Origin of the sequence: Treponema sp. UBA7570, assembly GCA_002477955.1 — a bacterium.
Lineage (GTDB): Bacteria > Spirochaetota > Spirochaetia > Treponematales > Treponemataceae > Treponema_D.
The window spans coordinates 125,278-142,449 of sequence record DLLE01000056.1; the positions used below are offsets into that span (position 1 = coordinate 125,278).

General features: G+C 39.1%; 17 protein-coding genes. 5 read left to right on the forward strand and 12 right to left on the reverse strand.

The genetic code is table 11. The annotated features are described in order from the left end of the window. From B4N75_RS07520 to B4N75_RS07540, 5 genes are all read right to left on the reverse strand, one after another. On the reverse strand, window positions 1–282 hold a 282-nt coding region (locus tag B4N75_RS07520), incomplete at its 3' end, for a hypothetical protein (protein WP_296668582.1). 294 nt (window positions 283–576) lie between these two features. Beyond that, entirely contained in the window at window positions 577–2,196 is a 1,620-nt protein-coding gene (locus B4N75_RS07525) for an MBL fold metallo-hydrolase RNA specificity domain-containing protein (RefSeq protein ID WP_296668580.1), read from the reverse strand. A 127-nt stretch (window positions 2,197–2,323) separates the two neighbouring features. After that, window positions 2,324–3,031, reverse strand: coding sequence for a tRNA 2-thiocytidine biosynthesis TtcA family protein (locus B4N75_RS07530; RefSeq protein WP_296019448.1), 708 nt, complete (start codon window positions 3,029–3,031; stop codon window positions 2,324–2,326). A 1-nt stretch (window position 3,032) separates the two neighbouring features. Then, window positions 3,033–3,797 carry a protease inhibitor I42 family protein gene (locus tag B4N75_RS07535; protein ID WP_296707038.1) on the reverse strand — a complete coding sequence of 255 codons (765 nt, stop codon included), beginning with the start codon at window positions 3,795–3,797 and terminating at the stop codon, window positions 3,033–3,035. A gap of 96 nt (window positions 3,798–3,893) precedes the next feature. Continuing rightward, window positions 3,894–5,615 (reverse strand): GGDEF domain-containing protein, encoded by a 1,722-nt coding sequence (locus B4N75_RS07540; protein ID WP_296019453.1) that lies wholly within the window; start codon window positions 5,613–5,615, stop codon window positions 3,894–3,896. Between the two features lie 283 nt (window positions 5,616–5,898). Between B4N75_RS07540 and B4N75_RS07545 the strand changes: the two genes are divergently transcribed. The 4 genes from B4N75_RS07545 to B4N75_RS07560 are packed head-to-tail and all read left to right on the forward strand — an operon-like array spanning window position 5,899 to window position 8,831. Beyond that, window positions 5,899–6,933 (forward strand): C40 family peptidase, encoded by a 1,035-nt coding sequence (locus B4N75_RS07545; protein ID WP_296707040.1) that lies wholly within the window; start codon window positions 5,899–5,901, stop codon window positions 6,931–6,933. A 21-nt stretch (window positions 6,934–6,954) separates the two neighbouring features. Then, on the forward strand, window positions 6,955–7,632 hold the full coding sequence (locus tag B4N75_RS07550) for a hypothetical protein (RefSeq protein ID WP_296707043.1): 678 nt from the start codon (window positions 6,955–6,957) through the stop codon (window positions 7,630–7,632). A 17-nt stretch (window positions 7,633–7,649) separates the two neighbouring features. After that, window positions 7,650–7,850, forward strand: coding sequence for a SlyX family protein (locus B4N75_RS07555; RefSeq protein WP_273329324.1), 201 nt, complete (start codon window positions 7,650–7,652; stop codon window positions 7,848–7,850). A gap of 24 nt (window positions 7,851–7,874) precedes the next feature. After that, a complete protein-coding gene (locus tag B4N75_RS07560; RefSeq protein WP_296707044.1) occupies window positions 7,875–8,831 on the forward strand; it encodes an RluA family pseudouridine synthase in 957 nt (318 codons plus the stop codon). Window positions 8,832–8,860: 29 nt separating this feature from the next. Here B4N75_RS07560 and B4N75_RS07565 read toward each other — a convergent pair whose 3' ends face one another. The 6 genes from B4N75_RS07565 to metK form a co-directional block, all read right to left on the reverse strand. After that, a complete protein-coding gene (locus B4N75_RS07565; RefSeq protein WP_296668568.1) occupies window positions 8,861–10,351 on the reverse strand; it encodes an NAD(P)H-hydrate dehydratase in 1,491 nt (496 codons plus the stop codon). 420 nt (window positions 10,352–10,771) lie between these two features. Beyond that, entirely contained in the window at window positions 10,772–12,151 is a 1,380-nt protein-coding gene (locus B4N75_RS07570; RefSeq protein WP_296707047.1) for an MATE family efflux transporter, read from the reverse strand. Between the two features lie 12 nt (window positions 12,152–12,163). Beyond that, window positions 12,164–13,060, reverse strand: a complete 897-nt coding sequence (locus B4N75_RS07575) for a mechanosensitive ion channel family protein (RefSeq protein WP_296019473.1) — start codon at window positions 13,058–13,060, stop codon at window positions 12,164–12,166. 84 nt (window positions 13,061–13,144) lie between these two features. Continuing rightward, window positions 13,145–13,780, reverse strand: a complete 636-nt coding sequence (gene nth / locus B4N75_RS07580) for an endonuclease III (protein WP_296019474.1) — start codon at window positions 13,778–13,780, stop codon at window positions 13,145–13,147. Between the two features lie 30 nt (window positions 13,781–13,810). Further along, on the reverse strand, window positions 13,811–14,500 hold the full coding sequence (locus B4N75_RS07585) for a YoaK family protein (protein ID WP_296707049.1): 690 nt from the start codon (window positions 14,498–14,500) through the stop codon (window positions 13,811–13,813). 115 nt (window positions 14,501–14,615) lie between these two features. Continuing rightward, window positions 14,616–15,827 (reverse strand): methionine adenosyltransferase, encoded by a 1,212-nt coding sequence (metK, locus tag B4N75_RS07590; RefSeq protein ID WP_296019478.1) that lies wholly within the window; start codon window positions 15,825–15,827, stop codon window positions 14,616–14,618. 231 nt (window positions 15,828–16,058) lie between these two features. Here metK and B4N75_RS07595 point away from each other — a divergent pair, with 231 nt between their 5' ends. Further along, complete coding sequence (locus tag B4N75_RS07595; protein ID WP_296019479.1) at window positions 16,059–16,448, forward strand: isoamylase early set domain-containing protein; 390 nt, start codon at window positions 16,059–16,061, stop codon at window positions 16,446–16,448. Window positions 16,449–16,616: 168 nt separating this feature from the next. Here B4N75_RS07595 and B4N75_RS07600 read toward each other — a convergent pair whose 3' ends face one another. After that, the gene (locus tag B4N75_RS07600) at window positions 16,617–16,979 is read right to left on the reverse strand and encodes a hypothetical protein (RefSeq protein ID WP_296019482.1); all 363 of its coding nucleotides are present in this window, start codon (window positions 16,977–16,979) and stop codon (window positions 16,617–16,619) included. Between the last annotated feature and the right edge of the window lie 193 nt (window positions 16,980–17,172).

A 17,172-nucleotide genomic window follows, 5' to 3' on the forward strand; every position in this document is an offset into this window, starting at 1 on the left:
ACAAGTTGAAGAAGTTTCATTGTCAAGGGTTGCATATTCACTGCCAGCTGTAATTGTCCACTCATAAACTGGATTGCCGGAGCCCTTTTTGTCAACTTTTGCAAATAGCGAAGTCTGTCCATTTGCGTTTATTGTACTTTCTGAAAGACTAATTGTCACATTGTTCAATTCGTCATCGTCGCTGTCTGTCTTGCATGCTGCTGCAAAAAAAAGCACTGCAAATAATGCGACAAGACTTAACAAAATTGCGCCGAATTTTCTTTTTTGAGAGTTTTTTTTCATCGATTACCTCGTTATAAATAAAATTCTGTCGTATTGATTGAATTTACTCTTTCCCTGAATTTGATGATAATCAAGAAAATGTCGATTTTCTATATAAAACCTCGGATTTTTATATAAAATATGCTTTACAAAGAAGAATTAACTGTTATTTGAGATTTTTTAGAAAAACAAAAAAATGCGTTAGCGGCGGGAGGGGCGCGCAAAAGGCGCGTTGTGGAACGAAGTGGAACAATGCAACCCCCGGACAGAGCGGCGGCTGTTAAAAACAGCCGCAACGCCCAAAATATTTACAAATTACGCCAGTTCGTAAGTTTCGCCGTATTTTACAATCTGAACGTGCTTGTATCCGTTTTCTTTTAAATAGTTTTGCAGATATTCCTGGGCATCTTTTTCGCCGTGAACCAGATAGATTTTTTTAAGGCGGCTTGTATCAACCTGCTTGAGCCATCTTACAATTTCTTCGTAATCGGCATGAGCAGAAAATGCGTTGATTGTTTCGACATGCGCATTTACCTGATACCATTCGTCCATGATTTTTACTTCTTTTGCTCCGTCGCGGATTCTTCGGCCAAGCGTGTTTTCTGCCATATAACCGACTATCAAAATTGTGTTTTTTGGATCGCTTATGTTGTTTGCAAGATGATGCACAACGCGTCCGGCTTCGCACATTCCGTCTGCCGAAATTATAATCATAGGCCCGGATTTTTGGTTCAATGCCTTTGATTCGTCAACGCTCGTAACAAAACTTAGCTGGTCAAAGCCAAATGGATTTTTGTGCCTGTCAAGAAAGGCTTCTTCAACTTCGTGGCTGTAACATTCCGGATGAACCTGAAAAATACTTGTCGCGTTTACTGCCATTGGCGAATCTACGTAAATTGGAATTGAAGGAATTTTTCGCTGGTCTACAAGCATATGGAGGTAATAAACAATTTCTTGAGTGCGCTCAATTGCAAATGACGGAATTATGATTTTTCCTTTGCGGTCGATTGCCCGGCGAACCACTTTCCGCAGTTCTTCCATAGCGATTTCTGTGCCTTCGTGTTTGCGGTTACCGTAAGTGCTTTCCAAAAAAATGTAATCTGGCGCCGGAATTTTTACACTTGGGTCGCGGATAATCGGTTTTGAAGAACGTCCTAAATCGCCTGTATAGAGAATCCGCAGCTCGTCTTTTCCTTCGCGGCGGTCATAGCCAGAACGGCGTTCAATTCCCGAATACTGGGCCTGCTCTTCTGCGGTGGCTTTTCGTCTGTCAGAAGTTTTACGTCTATCGGCTTCTTCACTTTCTGCCCGTTTTTCCAAAATCGAATTTTTCCAGCCAAAAAGTTTGTTCCAGATATTTATTTTGTTTATTGAATCAAATTTTTTTGACGCGCCGCGCTGTCCTTTTATCGTTATAAACGCAAATGCCGAACCCAAAATGTGCCCTGCGTCAAAAAATTCGAGTTCTACGTCTGGCGCAATGTACATCTGGCGGTTATATCCGAGCGTTACAATCTGATTCTCCGCCTTAATGCAGTCTTTTTCATTAAAAAGTGGCTGCCATGTAAATTTTTCGCCTTTTTTTTGGGCCTGTTTGCGGAGATATTCGGCATCTCGCGCCTGAATTCTTGCTGAATCCATCATTACGAGGTCGGCAAGGTCGCGTGTTGCAGGAGTTGCGTAAATATTGCCGTCATAGCCTTTTTTTGCGAGCATTGGCAAAAGACCGCAGTGGTCGTAATGAGCATGCGTTAAAATTACAGTTTCGATTTTATCGACTGGAATTTCAAAATTCCTGTTTTTTGCATCGGCAACAGCGCGTTTTCCCTGAAAAGCCCCGCAATCAACCATAAAAGCCCGGCCATCAATTTCAAAAATATGTTTTGAACCAGTCACTTCTTGAGCCGCACCAAGAGAATAACAAACAACTGACATAAAACCTCCCAAGAAAAAATCGCCAAAATTGACAGCATTTAATCTTTTTTAAATTTTTAAGATTCCTCTTGTTCAATTTTAAATCCGAAAAAACAAATTCTCAAGATTTTTTTATGACAGATTTCTTTTATGGCAAATATTCTGGTCTTATGTTCTTTAGCGCTTTAAAAAGTCTTTCTTTCTTTTTTCTGTCTCCGCCAGTCAAAAGTTCAAGCCGGCGGCGGGCATCTTTTCTTGTGCTGTTATCCTGATACGTGCAAGTGCATGTCCATCCAAAATAGCCGCCTTTTTTAGAATGTTCAACAATTGTCTGAACGCCAGCGTAGCAAAGCGGGCGGATAATTTTTACAGGATATTTTTCGAGTTTTAGGGAAGGCGTCATTGTGCTGAGCTCGCCTTTATTCAAGGCATTCATCAGCAGAGTTTCTAAAATGTCGTCAAGATGATGTCCAAGCGCAATTTTGTTGAATCCGTTTTTTACCGCGAAGTTAATAAGTTCTTTTCGGCGCAAGTTTGAACACCAGTAACAGCTCATTTTATATCCGTCGCTCAAGCGTCCTGTTACATCTACAAAAATGGATTCTACAGGGACATTCCAGTCTTTAAAAAGTGTCTGAATGTCAGGAGGAAGTCCGCCGCCAAAATCTGTCTGAATATTCAATGCCAAAAATTCAAAATCGGAATTTTTTCTTTTTTGACGGTTTGCAAAATATTCTATAAGCGCAGTGGAGTCTTTCCCTCCAGATGCGCCCACAAGAATTTTGTCGCCTTTTTCAATCAGTTTATAGTCAAAAACTGCCTTATCAATCAGATTGTATAAAAAAGGCTGCGGCATTTTACTGTCTTTCTACCAATGGTTCTTTTACAAGGCGATATTCTGCCGACAAGCCGTTTTTTAAATTTGCAATTGTAAGAATTTCTGTTCCATTTTTAGCTGCCGGAATTACATAAAATTCTCCGTTAAAAAGCTGGATGTAGTCGTGTTCAAAAGACATTGCATCTGCTGGTCCCATCATTCTGGTCATGGCAAAACCGCCTTCGCCGTTTCCAATATTTTCTGAAAGCTTTATATTTCCATTAAAAATATTTACTCCAGCTTCTCCAGAAACAAAAAAGTCATCCTTTTCTTTTTTTAGGTTTAGCACAACATCGCAAATTGCCTGTGCTTCATCGTTTTTATAAAAAGAATTTATTCTCCATTTTCCTTCTATTGTACCCTGAGCCAAAATTTCTCCATTCTTTACTTCGATTTTATAAACTATTGTATCAAGCGCTTTGTCTGCTTCAAAAGGACGTTTGTAAACAAAAGTTAAATCCGTAGTTCCGTCTTTTAAGGCCTTCACCGAATATTCAAATTTCGAAGGCGCGCCTGTAATTCCATCTTTTCCAAGATATGTTACTTTTTCTTTTATGCTTACAATCTCTTCATTTGTAAGAGTGTTTTCCCAGGAATATCCGGTTGTTTCGTTTCCCTCAAGAACTATTTTTAGTTCTTTTGAATTGCCTGCGTCCAAACTGTTCTTTGTCGAAGCGCATGAACTTGCCGCAAAGGCTGCAACTCCTGCAAAAATCAAACTGAATAACGCTGGTGTTTTTTTCATTTTGTTACCTCATTAAATTTATTTTGTATCAGCTATATAAAATAAACAAAAAATCTTACGTAGAGCAACATCTATTACAATTATTTTATTATAAGGCTAGTCAATGTTAAAAGAACTTACTAAAAGCCGCGCGACAACCAGCATAAAAATGATTCTTTCTTTTGGAAAGGTTTTTGCCGGTTTAAAGACGTCAAAGCAGATTAGCGTTTTTTTGTTGCATAATACTTCCAAAGTTGATGATATGCAGTTTTCTTGATAAAAAACATATTTTTCCTGCGAAACTGAATCCAAAACGTTCGTATTGTCTAAATGTAAATAATCAAATTTATTAAAAAACGAAAAATAGTTTTCTTGCTTTAAAGCTTTTTCTCTAAAATTCTTTTCTGTGCGGCCTGCGCTGCAATAAAGTTTGTGTGTTGAATCATAAACCATAATCGTGCTTATGCCGAGATAATCGACCAATTTTTGAAGAATTTGCTGCAGTTCGTTTTTGCTCTTTTTTTCATGAATTGCTTTTAAAATTTCAAATACATCGTCTGCAGCTTCGTTGTAAAGCTGTCCGCTTGCAATTTTGTTTTCATTCTGTCTGTTCTGAATAAAAACATAGTCATGAAGCTCAGGTTTATAGATTATATAACAGTTGCGTCCTTTGTTTTTGGCAATGTAAAGGCATTTGTCGGCAAGATTAAAAAGCGAATCATAATCTTTTGTGTTTAACGGAAATCTTGCGACTCCCATTGAACAGGTTACGGTGCTGCCGGGTTCAATTGAAGTAATATTCCACTGAATTCCTGCGCGAATATTTCGCGTTATATTGCGAATATCGTCTTCTTCAGTTAAATCAAGCAAAACTAAAAATTCATCGCCGCCAATTCTTCCAGCAATTCCTTTTGTACCGATTGCGTCTTTTATACAATTGGCAACAGTAGTAAGAACCCTGTCACCAAAATTATGACCAAATGTGTCGTTGCATCCCTTAAAATGGTCAACATCAATTATAATCATTGAACACGGAACTTTCTGTCCGTTGATTTTTTTGATTGCAATTTCGGTTATTGCCTTTTTGTTGTAAAGTCCAGTTAAACCGTCGTGACTTTCAACATAAGCATTTTCTGCAGGTGCAATTTTCTGTCCAAAATTTACGTAGCCAACGACAATTGTCTTTTTGCGCGTGCTTGCCCGAAGTGTATGAACCGTAAGCATTTTTTTGTCTGTCTGCAAAAAATTGTAGTATTTGCCAGTTTCTAAGTTGCGAATATTTGCAAGCATGGCAATAAGCTGCTTGCTTTCTTGTGTGTACATTTTGTTAATATGAAAAAAATTCTCGAAAAATTCTTTAAATTCATCGCAATTTCCGACAAATATAGTATTAAGGTCTTTTGTGTTTTTTACGGTGAACTTTTCACATTCGTAAATAAAATAATATGCATCGAAATTTTGAAGAAGAGTTGAATATTCCCTGCTTTCCAAAAGCGCTTTGTCTAAAATCTGCCGCGAATATGAAAGCTCTTCAATGCTTACCTCAAAAAGATTGTCGCCTGTCTTTATAACTGTAAAAATACAAGTTATTAAATAAAGCCTTGCCCTAAGTTTTGCAACAAAACTGGCAGATTCATTTGAAACTTCCGGATTAAAATTTGAAAGAAAATGCTTAAAATTTTCTGCGTCATTTTCTGAAAGGAATTCGGAAAGATTTATGCCTGAAACTTCTGTTTTACGAAGGAAAACAGAAAAAGTGCGGTTTCCTGCTTTTATACTTAAATCTTTATCTATGGAAAATGAGATGTCACTTATACGTCTTGCGTTTTGAACATCCAAGACCGCCCCCCCCCCCGCAAAAAAATGCGCCTTATTTCTTAGTTTAGCACAGTTTTCTTATAAAGCAAATAATTTTTTTATAACTTGCAAAAAAAATCAGTGCAAGGCCAGCCTAATCTTGAAAGAAAATTGCGCCTCAAATAAAAAATCGTTCATCTTGCTTGTTATGGCTCTGTTTTTTTACGATAATTGAACTATGACAAGAAATGACAGAAATCAACTAATTGTATGGTTTTGGCTTGGTGCTTTTATTTTGTTTACTCCGCGGCTATGCGCGCAGACAATGGCTGCAAACACGGAAAATGCCGCGGCAAACCGACAAACTTTTGTTGATTACGGGAAAAAATATATTGGCCGCCCTTATGTAAATGGCGCAATCGGCCCAAATTCTTTTGATTGTTCAGGATTGATTTATACAGTTGCAAGAGAATCTATCGGTTATCAACTGCCAAGAACCGTAAAAAGTATTTATTCGTTTTGTAAAATAATTGACGAATCTGAGCGCGAACCAGGAGATTTAGTTTTTTTTAAAACAACAGCTTCTGAAAATCCGAGCCATGTTGGGATTTACATTGGAAACGGTCAGTTTTTAAATGCGGCTTCTGACGGCCCTAACACTGGCGTAATTTTAAGTTCCCTCAAAGAAAATTATTGGAAAGGCAAATATTACAAAACCGGCCGATTTTTGCCGCCTTCAAAAATTTTAGCCGAAAATAATACTGCTTCCAATAAAAACTTCGAATCCGTTTCTAAAGCCAATTTTTCTGGAAAAAACAACAATTCCAGCCAGACAAGCCGGCAAAATGGAAATTTTACGGACAAAATCGTTTTGGACGGAATGTTCTGTCTTGACTGGAACTTTTTTACTCCTGATAATTTTATGCTTACTTTCCGCGGAATTGCTGGAACTGTGCATGCAACTTACGAAGGAAAAAATCTAAAACCTGGAATCGGAACAACTGTGCGTTGGGACAGCGGAACTGGCGTAGTTCAATTGCCGTTGCTTTTTAGCCTTACAATGACCGACTATATGCGAATTTTCGCAGGTCCTGTCTTTACAATCGGAACTCCGTATCTTCCAGGAAACAACGACGAAAGAATAAAAGCTTCTGTTTTTCCAGGAATTTTGGGAATCAGTTTTAATTCACCTTCTTTTAAAGCTGGAAAAACCGACATAAGTTTTGAGCAAGATATTCACTACACAGTTTTTAATGACACCGATGGAAGCGCATTAAACGCTCTCAAAAGTTTTGCAACCGGACTTGTTTTTTCTTCTGGCGTGCGTGTAACCATTCCGTTGCGCAAATTGATTAAATAAAGAAAAGTTTTTGAGGAATTTATGAAATTTTTTAAAACCAAAATTTTTGCCCTTATAAGTTTTTCTCTTTTTTTAGTTTCGTGCTCGCCTTCAATTTCTGTCAAAGCAGAAAATTCTGACTCCGCAATAATCGCTTTTTCGGCGAATTTTTCGCTGTCGGCAAACGCAGCTTTTAAGGAGTTTCTGGATTTGGCTCAAGAAAATTCTGATTTAAACGAAAATGCAAATTCAACCCTCTTCTCAAAACAAGAACTTGAAAATTTTCTGATTTCCGCTGGCGCAAAAAATGTTTCTGCAAATGTCGAAAAAGACGGAAAAACAAGCGGCTCTGGAAAAATCGAAAATCTTTCTAAATCTCTTCTTGCTTCATCAAAAATTCTTTCAAAAACTCAGTCGTCGCTCACTTTTTCTTTGGGACCGGAACAATTCAAGTCAATTTACGAAAAACTGGACGAAGAAACTCAGGGCTATTTTGATCTTTTGATGATTCCGTGTCTAACCGACGAAAAAATGAATGTTGAAGAATACGAAAATCTTCTCTCTTTTGTCTACGGTCCGGACTTGGCAAAACAAATCGTTTCTCAAAATCTTCAAATTGAATTAAAAAGTCCCGGCTCAAGAAAAATTCTCCCTCAAAAAATCCAACTTGGCGAACTTTTAACACTCAACGAACAAAAATCGTGGTCAGTTTCGTGGTAATCCGTTAAAATAAAGCTATGGATACAGAAAACCGCTTTATTGCTCTCGAAACAAAAATTGCTTTTATGGACGATTTTATCAACAAACTTCAGAACGAAGTCGTAGAGCAGCAAAAATTGATTGAAATTCTGCGCGAAGAAAACAAAATTCTTTCAAGCAGAATTATGGATTTGTCGGAAAATATTGAAATTCCAAACAGAAAACCGCCTCATTACTAGATTTTTTAATCGAAGGACAGGATTATGGCAAATTTAAGCACAAACAAAAATACAAAAACAAAAAAAGATTTTGGCCACGAAAAAATTGAAATTCTTTATTCAGACGAAACAATCTGCGTAATCAACAAGCCTTCTGGGCTGCTCAGCGTTCCGTATTCTGGAAGCCGGGTCAGAACGGCGCAAAGCATTCTCGAAGAAATCATGCACAAAAACGGAACTTTCAGCAGTTTACACAGACCATTTGCTGTCCACCGCCTTGACCGCGACACTTCCGGCGTAATGCTCTTTGCTCTTACCGAAAATGCGCAGAAAAAAATTATGGACTCCTGGCATCAAATAATAACAGAACGGCTTTACCGCGCAGTTGCAGAAAATCCGCGCAGCAAAAAACTTATTTTGCCGAATTGCGGTTTAATCGATGATGAACTTGCATTTAACGCCCACAACGTTGGGTTCGTTCCAAGAGAATCCGAAAACTCAAAAAATAATTCCGACTCTTATGGCGAAAACCGCTGTTTTAAAACTGTTCCGGCACGCACAAACTATAAAATTTTGCAGTCAGGTCCAACACATACGCTTTTTGAACTTTCGCTCGATACAGGAAAAAAGAATCAGATTCGCGCTCATCTTGCGTCAAAAGGCTATCCTCTTGCAGGCGATGAAAACTACAGGGCAAGAACCGACCATTTTGGCAGACTTTGCCTTCACGCCAGAACTTTGGAATTTATCCATCCTTTTACGGGTGAAAAAATGAAATTTGAAGTTCCTGAACCAGAGGCCTGGCTCGAATACGTAAAAAGAGGCGATCCAAATCCAAAAACTCCGCTCTGGATTGAATCCTTAAAAAATTCTTTCGATAAAAAAGGCGAACGCTTCCACGGAAGACACGAAATTTCAGTGGATTTAGGTCAAAAACGCCTGAGCAAAAAAGATCGCGCCCATATGAATTTCATTGAAGCAGAAAAAAAAGAAAGAAAATAAAAAACTGGACGTTTTTGCGTTCAATTTCTCTATAATTCTCCAATATTTTGGATTAAATCTGTCGGTGTAAGAGCAAAATTATTTTTTATTTTGCAGGCAGCAAGAGAGTGGGCAAGGCAGGCTGTAATTGCGGCGTCTTTTGCTTCGTAATTTTGAGCCAAAAGCGCACAAATCATTCCTGCAAGCGCATCTCCGCTTCCACCTTTTGCAAGCGCTGGAGAACCAAAACTATCAATAAAAAGATTAAAATCTTCTTTTGCAGAAAACACACCAATTGCAGAATTTGAGCCTTTTGCAACCAAAACGGATTCAGGAAAGCGCCGGCAAAACTTTTCGACAAGTTCAGAACGCCGAAAAATACATTCATCAACACTGTAATTTCCAAAACCGCAAAGCCTCAGAAGTTCGGAAAATTCTTTTGGATGAGGAGTCAAAACACAGCCTTTTGGGCGCCTCTCCAAAATTTCAAGAATCAACGGAGAATATAGAATATCCGCATCGAGCACACAGCGCACATCTGGCGAATCTAAAAGAAATTTTGCATAAAATTCAGTGATTTTTTCGTCATAGCCAAGTCCCATTCCAACGCAAAGCGCGCTAAGCCGTGGACCAAAATTATTTGCTACAAGAAATTCCATCGAAAGACCTGGAATTGGAGTTTTTGAAAAATTCTCCTCTGGACGAATAAGAGTTACAAGACCTGCTCCAAATTTTAGGCAGGCATTTGCTGCAATAATGCTCGCTCCGGATTTTTCGCCGCAAGCAATATAAGCGTTTCCAAAGCTTCCTTTATTTACAAGATTGTCTGTCCGATACGGCAAAATCATATCTTTTTGTTCAAGAAGGAAAAGATTTTTTTGACTTTCTTCCAAATTTTCAGCAGATTTTTCAAAAAGTTCTCTCGAAATGCCAAGTTCGCAAACCTTTATTTTTCCTGTAAAATTTTTTGCCATGTCGCTGTAAAGACAGAATTTTTGCGCGCCCATTGTAAGAGTAATATCAGCCTTAAAAACAGATTGCGCCAAAGTTCCGTCGGCATGAAGTCCTGTCGGAACATCGCAGGCAATTTTTAAACATTCTGAAGAATTTACAAAAGCAAGAAGCTTTATGAGTTTTTCGCCGGTTTGATCTGTAAATCCGCCTTTAAAACCGCTCCCAAAAATGCAGTCTACAACAACAGCCGAATTCAAATTTTCTGAAAAAAAACTGTCCGGTTCCAAAACCGAAACTCCGCACAACCTTGCGCGTTCAGCCTGCAAAACACAAAGTAACGATGAAGGCTTGCTGCACTCAAAAACATAAGTTTTAAAAAAAACAGAAATCAGTCTGGCCAGCGCATAGCCATCGGCACCGTTATTGCCGCTTCCGCACAAAATTAAAACTTTCTGAATTTTTCTAGTTAGCGAAATAGAGCAAATTTCGTTTTTAATGGCAACAGCCGCATTTTCCATCATAATTTCTTCGGAAAGAGCATATTTTTGTCGGCAGACACAATCCAAAGCGCGCGTATCATAAAACATTTTTTGCATAAAAAAATTATAGCACGAAAAAACAAAAAATGTGAAAAACTAATTTTACGTGTGCGCGCTAGCGCACGACCGGGCTTGCAGCCCGGATTTTTGCATGCTTGCGCATGCTGCGGCTTTTGCTTACGCAAAACCCGGTTATTTTACGTGTGCGCGCTAGCGCACGACCGGGCTTGCAGCCCGGATTGGAAGGGCGCGAGCGTCCGCTTTTGCGGATAGAGCGTTAGCGGAACCCTGGAAAGCCGGTTTTTGCGGCAACTGGACGGTTCTAACTGACAAATTTTTCTTTTTCGCTAATTGCGCTCCAAAAATTTATCCAGCTTGATCCGATAATCAATTGAAATTTTAGGTTTCCGTGTCGCAGCACGAAAATGACGCATAACTGACTGTTTTTTCCAATTTTTAAAATTCAGGCTAAATTACTTTTTTTTCAAGCCATTTTTTGCCACAAAAGCGCGCGTAGAACATAATTCCGCGGAAAATCCAGTCCAAAAACATTCCAATCCAAATGCCAAAAAGCGCAAGATGTGTGTTTCCCGGATAAATGTGCAAAATCCATTTTGAAATCAAAAAACTACCAAGAACGCGGAAAAGCCACATGCTTATATTTGAAATTATCATCGTATACTTTGCATCGCCTGCTCCACGAAGAATATTTGGCATTGTAAAACTCATTGGCCAGAAAATTATATTTGCAACCATACAAGCGCGGATTACAAGCACGGCCAAACGTTGAGCTTGCGGCGTCAAATTGAAAACTTTTGTAACAAACGGCGCAAGTCCAAAAACCACAATTGCCGTAACAAACATTCCGCCGTAAGACAAAAGCATCATCTTTCGGCCATAAGATTTTGCCTGTTCTTTTTCGCCGGCGCCAATGCACTGACCGACAATCGTTACACTTGCAAGACCTATTGCATTTCCCGGAATATTTGAAAAACTCGCGACTGTGTTTGAAATTGCATTTGCAGCAATTGCCGTAATTCCAAAACTGGACATAAACGAATAGACAAGGGTTTTTCCGATATGAAAAACAGAATTTTCAATTCCACTCGGAACTGCAATTTTTAAAATTCGTCCCATGAGTGAAAAATCAAACTTCGGTTTCCAGATTTTTTCTAAAAAAAGCGGCCATTTTTTTTGGCTTAAAACGCAAAGCATTACAACGGCGGCAATACCTCGGCTTACGAGAGTTGAAATTCCTGCTCCGGCAACTCCAATTTTTGCTCCGTAAATCAAAATCGCGTTTCCAGCAATATTTGCCAAATTCATTATAAGGCTGACTTTTAAACTTATTTTGCTATTTCCCATTGCCCGGCACAACGCAGCGCAACTGTTATAAATTCCAAGCAACGGAAAACTAAACAAAATCCAGACAAAGTAAGTTAGCGCATTGTCCATAATCTGCGGTTCAAGCGCGCCAAAAATTCCGTTCAAAATAATCCGGCGCAAAGGCAGACATATTGCTATAAAAAACACTCCGGCAATCACGCACAAATTTAGAAGCTGTTTTGCAGAAGCCTGAGCCTTTTTTTGTTCTTTATGACCGAGATATTGACTTGCAACCACCGCTCCGCCAGTAGCAAATGCAGCAAAAAGTTGAATTACAAGCTGCCCAAGCTGATCAATCAAACTTACTCCGCTAACGCCAGCTTCTCCGACAGAAGAAACCATAACCGTATCGCAAGCACCGATTGTCATTGCCAGAAATTGCTCTGCAACCAAAGGCCAGATTAAGCGATTGAGAAAATTTTTACTGAACAGCTGATTTACTGGTTTTGCCTGAGCTTGCATTCAATTCACTTCCTATTTTTTTTCGTTCAAAATCGCAACGTCCATACGGTTAAACGGAATATTGATTTGAGCCTCGTTAAAAGCTTTTAAAGTATTTACTGAAATATCGCTTTTTGTCTGCAAAAAATCTTCTATTTTGCTCCAAACAATAATGTTCAAATTCACTCCGCTGTCTCCATGAGTTGTCCAAAGCACTTTTGGAGAGTATTCCGGTTTATCAAGAACAACAGTCGGACATCGTGCAGGAACAGTTTTTGCAACTTCCATAACCTTGTCAAAATCGCTGCCATAATCAACACTGGTTTCAAAAATGTAGCGTCTGTACGGAAAAGCCGAATAATTTTTTAATTTTGTATTTATTATTGTTGCATTTGGAATTCGCACAAGCTGGTTGTCGCCAGTATGAATTTTTATCGAAATTATTCCTATTGAATCAATCGTTCCAGAAATCCCGTCAACTTCTATAAAATCGCCGATTTTCATTGCCTTGTCGGTAACAACAAAAAGACCGGAAATCAAATTGCTTACGGAAGTTTGCGCTGCAAAACCAATGGCAACTCCAGCAATTCCTGCAGCGCCCCAAATTGCGCTCAGTTTAATTCCAAAGAGTCCGAGAACATACATTACGATTAAAACGTAAAAACAATAACTGACTGCCTTTACAATAAGCGAAACAGTTTTTTTCTGCAAAGTTTTTGAAGCCGTTTTTTTTACAAAATGCCTGATTATGCGATAAAACACCCAGAAAATAAGAATTGCCACAACGCTTGTAATCACTTTTGCAAGATTTGCCCAAGTAAAATAAGCTGACAGTTCATCGAGATGAAACAGCGACTTTACTTCATTTGCCGTTCCATTTGCAAGTGCAATCGCACCGTTTGCCGCCTCCGCAATTACGCTTTCTTCCATTTTTATTATGCCTCCAATAAAAAAATACTAAATTTTTTCCAAAACTTTCAATTCACCATTTTATCAATTCAAAAATCAATTGTCTTAAAGACTTCTGCCGTTAAGACACAAATCTCTTATCAAACATTCATTGCACTTTGGATTCCGGGCTGTGCAAACATAGCGGCCGTGAAGCAAAAGCCAATGGTGCGCATGCTGCAAATATTCGGCAGGAATATTTTTTAAGAGCGAATTTTCAACCTGCTCCGGAGTTGAGCCTTCTGCCAGCCCAATTTTCGGACAAATCCGCAAAAGATGCGTGTCGACCGGCATTGTATTCTGACCAAAAACCACATTCAAGACAACATTCGCAGTTTTTCTTCCAACTCCCGGCAAAGACATAAGTTTCTCTCTGGAATTTGGAACAATTCCGCCAAAATCTTCAATCAGCTTTTTAGAAAGTGCAATTATATTTTTAGATTTATTTTTCCATAAACCGATTGGTTTTATAAACTCAATCAATTTTTCCTGACCAAGGGCAACAATTTTTTGAGGTGTGTCGGCAGCTTCATAAAGCGGTTTTGTATAAAAATTTACAGATTTGTCGGTTGCCTGAGCGCTCAAAACTACAGAAACAAGCAAAGTAAACGGATTCTTAAAATCAAGTTCGCTCTTTGGATTCGGATTTTGAACCTTAAAACGTTCCATAATTTCAACAATCTGCTGCTTTGAAAGAATCATTTTTCCAACCTTGCAAAATCACAAAAAAAACTATTTTGCTGAATCCTTTGGAAAAGTCGCGAGCAAAACCGCAATTATCGCACAAGGAATCGTAACCAGCGTAAAACAAAAATTTCCAAGTTTTTCAAAAAGCTTAAATCCGGCAAAAATTCCAAGATAATAGCCGGCAAGAACCGCGCCATAAAACTGCGCCTTCAATTTAAATTCACTTTTTCCGTTACAAAAATATTCCGTCAAGGCACTGATTGTCTGCTTAAAATTATTCGTGCAAAAATTTGTCGAAGCCGCATAGCCGTAACTTCCCGAAAAACTGCTCCACTGAAGCGACATTGCAAAAAAAGTAGGATAAAGATAAACAACCTTTGGCCAATTCGTCGGCATAAGCCACATTAAAAAGCCCATCGCCACATCAACCAAAAGAGCCGCATATTTTACGTTAATTTTTGTGTGTTCTTTGGCAAAAGTAACAAAAAAAATCGGCAGAGCAAAAATTAAAACACCGACAAACCTAAGTCCAAACTCAAACCAGTCTTTTCCAATTAAAAGACGCACCATTTCTATTAAATGCGTCGTCTGAGAAGAACCAAAACTCTTTACAATGTTCTCCAGCGGAAAAACCGTCAAAAAACCGCCGCAAAAAGCAACAATATAATGAATATGCGCATCCCGTTTTGCCTGCGGCGTAATTCTCGAATCAATTTCAACAGCTTTTGACTTCATTTTTTTATTGGCGTTTCCCGACATTCTGCCGGGTCGCTATGTCCGTGGTTCGCTACGCTCATTGCGAAGCAGTTTCGCAAAACTCAACCGCCCCGCAACTCCGCCACTCCCAGCGCTAACGCAACACCTCTTTTTTAAGTTCTTCAACTTTGTCAGTTTTTTCCCAAGGGAAACCTTCGCGTCCAAAATGTCCATAAGACGCCGTTTTTCTGTAAATCGGCTGTTTTAAATTCAAAGTTTTGATAATTCCAGCCGGTGTGCAGTCAAAAATTTTCTCTACGGCAGCAGCAATTTTTGAACGCTCAGCTTTTTCAGTTCCAAAAGTTTCCACAAGAATCGAAACAGGGAACGGAACTCCAATTGCATAAGCAAGTTCAACTTCCACTCTTTCGGCAAGTCCCGCGGCAACAACATTTTTTGCAATGTAGCGTGCCATATAAGCAGCCGAACGGTCAACTTTAGAAGGATCTTTTCCAGAAAAAGCTCCGCCGCCATGACGGCCCATTCCGCCGTAAGTATCGACAATGATTTTTCGGCCAGTCAAACCAGAATCTCCATCCGGACCGCCAATTACAAATTTTCCAGTCGGATTTATAAAGAATTTTGTATTCTCGTCCAAAAGTCCAGTTGGTTCGAGAACAGGTTTTACAATCTGATTAATAATAGTTTCTTTTATTGTCGCATAATCAACGTCAGGATCGTGCTGATGAGAAACAACAACCGTGTCAATGCGAACAGGCTTGTTGTTTTCATCATATTCAACAGTAACCTGAGATTTTGCATCCGGCCTAAGCCAGCCAATTGTTCCGTTATGGCGAAGCTCATTTGCCTTTAAAAGAATCTGATGCGAATAATAAATCGGAGCAGGCATTAACGATGGAGTTTCGTTGCAAGCAAATCCAAACATCATTCCCTGATCACCAGCTCCCTGTTGACCTTCGTATTCGTCAAGTCCTTTACCGACAACGCCTTGATTTATGTCCGCAGACTGAGCATGAAGACGGTTCATAAAAAGACAGTTTCTGCCGTCAAGACCAACTTCTGGCGAAGTATAGCCAATGTCAACAGCAACCTGACGTGCGATTTTTTCGATATTTGCATTAAATTCTTTAGGATTCACCTTGTAATTCTGAAAACCAATTTCGCCGCCAACAAGCAAAAAGTCCGTTGTAGAAAAAGATTCGCAGGCAACGTGGACATCAGGATCAAGCGAAAGGCAATAATCCAAAACAGCATCAGAAACCTGATCGCAAAGTTTATCCGGATGGCCTTCGCCAACCGACTCAGATGTAAATAAATAATGATTTTTGTTAGAAAGACTGCTCATAGCCGAGCCTCCATTTTAGCAAGATTTGCCGGTTCAAATAAACCGGTCTCCGCTCTGCAATTTAGGTTAAATCGGCGGAATTTTTTTATCTGTTCGCTTTTTAATATATAATTTATTGGCAAGTCGGACAATAAGTTGTATACTTCTGAATGAATTTATAGCAAATAATTTTTAAAATGCCCCGCAAAACATAAAGTTTTAGGGTAAATATACTTTTTAAAGGAGAATGTCATGGCATTAAAAAAAGTTTATTCAGCAGACGCAACAAAATGCAAAGTGACTTTCATTGTTGAAAAAGAGGCCGCCCAGGATGCAGCAACTGTATCTCTTGCTGGAGATTTTAACAGCTGGAGTTCAACAGAAACTCACCTAAAAAAATCAAAAGACGGTTCTTTCTCTGTAACACTCGAGCTCGATGCCGGAAAAGAATACCAGTACCGCTATCTTATGGACGGCAAACGCTGGGAAAATGACTGGAAAGCCGACAAATATATTCCAGCGCCTTTTTCAAACACAGACAATTCAGTTGTAATTTGTATTCCTTCAGAAGCAAATTTAAAAACTACGGCAAAAAAGCCAGCGGCAAAAAAAACAACTAAAAAATCTACTGCAAAAAAATAAACAAAAAAAAACGGTCAAAGCACACATTGCATTTTGACCGTTTTTTTATTTTGGGTGGCTTTTTGCATTCGCAAAAACCGGGCTATCCAGGGCTACGGCTCTCGCCTCCGGTATTTTTGCAAGCAAAAACACGCGCTATGCGCCCCTTCCTATCCCTGCCACTTTAATTTAATCGTCAGATTTTAACCATTTTCCAAGAGCCTGAGCAATTGCCTCAGGATTTGCCATAACCGACTCCCTAAGCTTTTCTTCTTCAGAAGCGGCTGTTTTAATAAATCCATGCGGAACATCCTTATAAATTCCACGAAGCTCCCCAAAACTTTTAAGTTCCTCAAGAACAGCAATTTCTCTGTTTACCTGAGTTTTATCTTTAGGATTGTAAATTTTTCCGTCATAACTGCGAAGTTTTTTAGTAGCAGCATTGATTTTTTTAAGTTGTTCAGGAGAAAAATTAAGCTTTTCAAGAACAGCCTCGCGCGCTCCATTCCCCAGTTCCGCAAGCAAAATAGCAATTTTGTCATATCCAGTCATAAAACGACCTCCCAACCGCAAAACATTATAAACTAGAAAAAAAATCCTGTCATTTTATTAAAGAAAAATATGCTTTTGCTTGCGCAAAACCCGTTTATTTTTCGTGTGCGCTCCCGCGCACGTCCGGGCTTGCAGCCCGGATTGGAAGGGCGCGAGCGTCCGCCTTGGCGGATGAAGCGTTAGCGGAACCCTG

Coding starts and splice junctions, on each gene's coding strand:
- B4N75_RS07525 (WP_296668580.1), bottom strand. CDS start 2,196: ATGTCAGTTGTTTGTTATTCTCTTGGTGCGGCTCAAGAAGTGACTGGT.
- B4N75_RS07530 (WP_296019448.1), bottom strand. CDS start 3,031: ATGCCGCAGCCTTTTTTATACAATCTGATTGATAAGGCAGTTTTTGAC.
- B4N75_RS07535 (WP_296707038.1), bottom strand. CDS start 3,797: ATGAAAAAAACACCAGCGTTATTCAGTTTGATTTTTGCAGGAGTTGCA.
- B4N75_RS07545 (WP_296707040.1), top strand. CDS start 5,899: ATGGCTGCAAACACGGAAAATGCCGCGGCAAACCGACAAACTTTTGTT.
- B4N75_RS07550 (WP_296707043.1), top strand. CDS start 6,955: ATGAAATTTTTTAAAACCAAAATTTTTGCCCTTATAAGTTTTTCTCTT.
- B4N75_RS07555 (WP_273329324.1), top strand. CDS start 7,650: ATGGATACAGAAAACCGCTTTATTGCTCTCGAAACAAAAATTGCTTTT.
- B4N75_RS07560 (WP_296707044.1), top strand. CDS start 7,875: ATGGCAAATTTAAGCACAAACAAAAATACAAAAACAAAAAAAGATTTT.
- B4N75_RS07565 (WP_296668568.1), bottom strand. CDS start 10,351: ATGTTTTATGATACGCGCGCTTTGGATTGTGTCTGCCGACAAAAATAT.
- B4N75_RS07570 (WP_296707047.1), bottom strand. CDS start 12,151: ATGCAAGCTCAGGCAAAACCAGTAAATCAGCTGTTCAGTAAAAATTTT.
- B4N75_RS07575 (WP_296019473.1), bottom strand. CDS start 13,060: ATGGAAGAAAGCGTAATTGCGGAGGCGGCAAACGGTGCGATTGCACTT.
- nth (WP_296019474.1), bottom strand. CDS start 13,780: ATGATTCTTTCAAAGCAGCAGATTGTTGAAATTATGGAACGTTTTAAG.
- B4N75_RS07585 (WP_296707049.1), bottom strand. CDS start 14,500: ATGAAGTCAAAAGCTGTTGAAATTGATTCGAGAATTACGCCGCAGGCA.
- metK (WP_296019478.1), bottom strand. CDS start 15,827: ATGAGCAGTCTTTCTAACAAAAATCATTATTTATTTACATCTGAGTCG.
- B4N75_RS07595 (WP_296019479.1), top strand. CDS start 16,059: ATGGCATTAAAAAAAGTTTATTCAGCAGACGCAACAAAATGCAAAGTG.
- B4N75_RS07600 (WP_296019482.1), bottom strand. CDS start 16,979: ATGACTGGATATGACAAAATTGCTATTTTGCTTGCGGAACTGGGGAAT.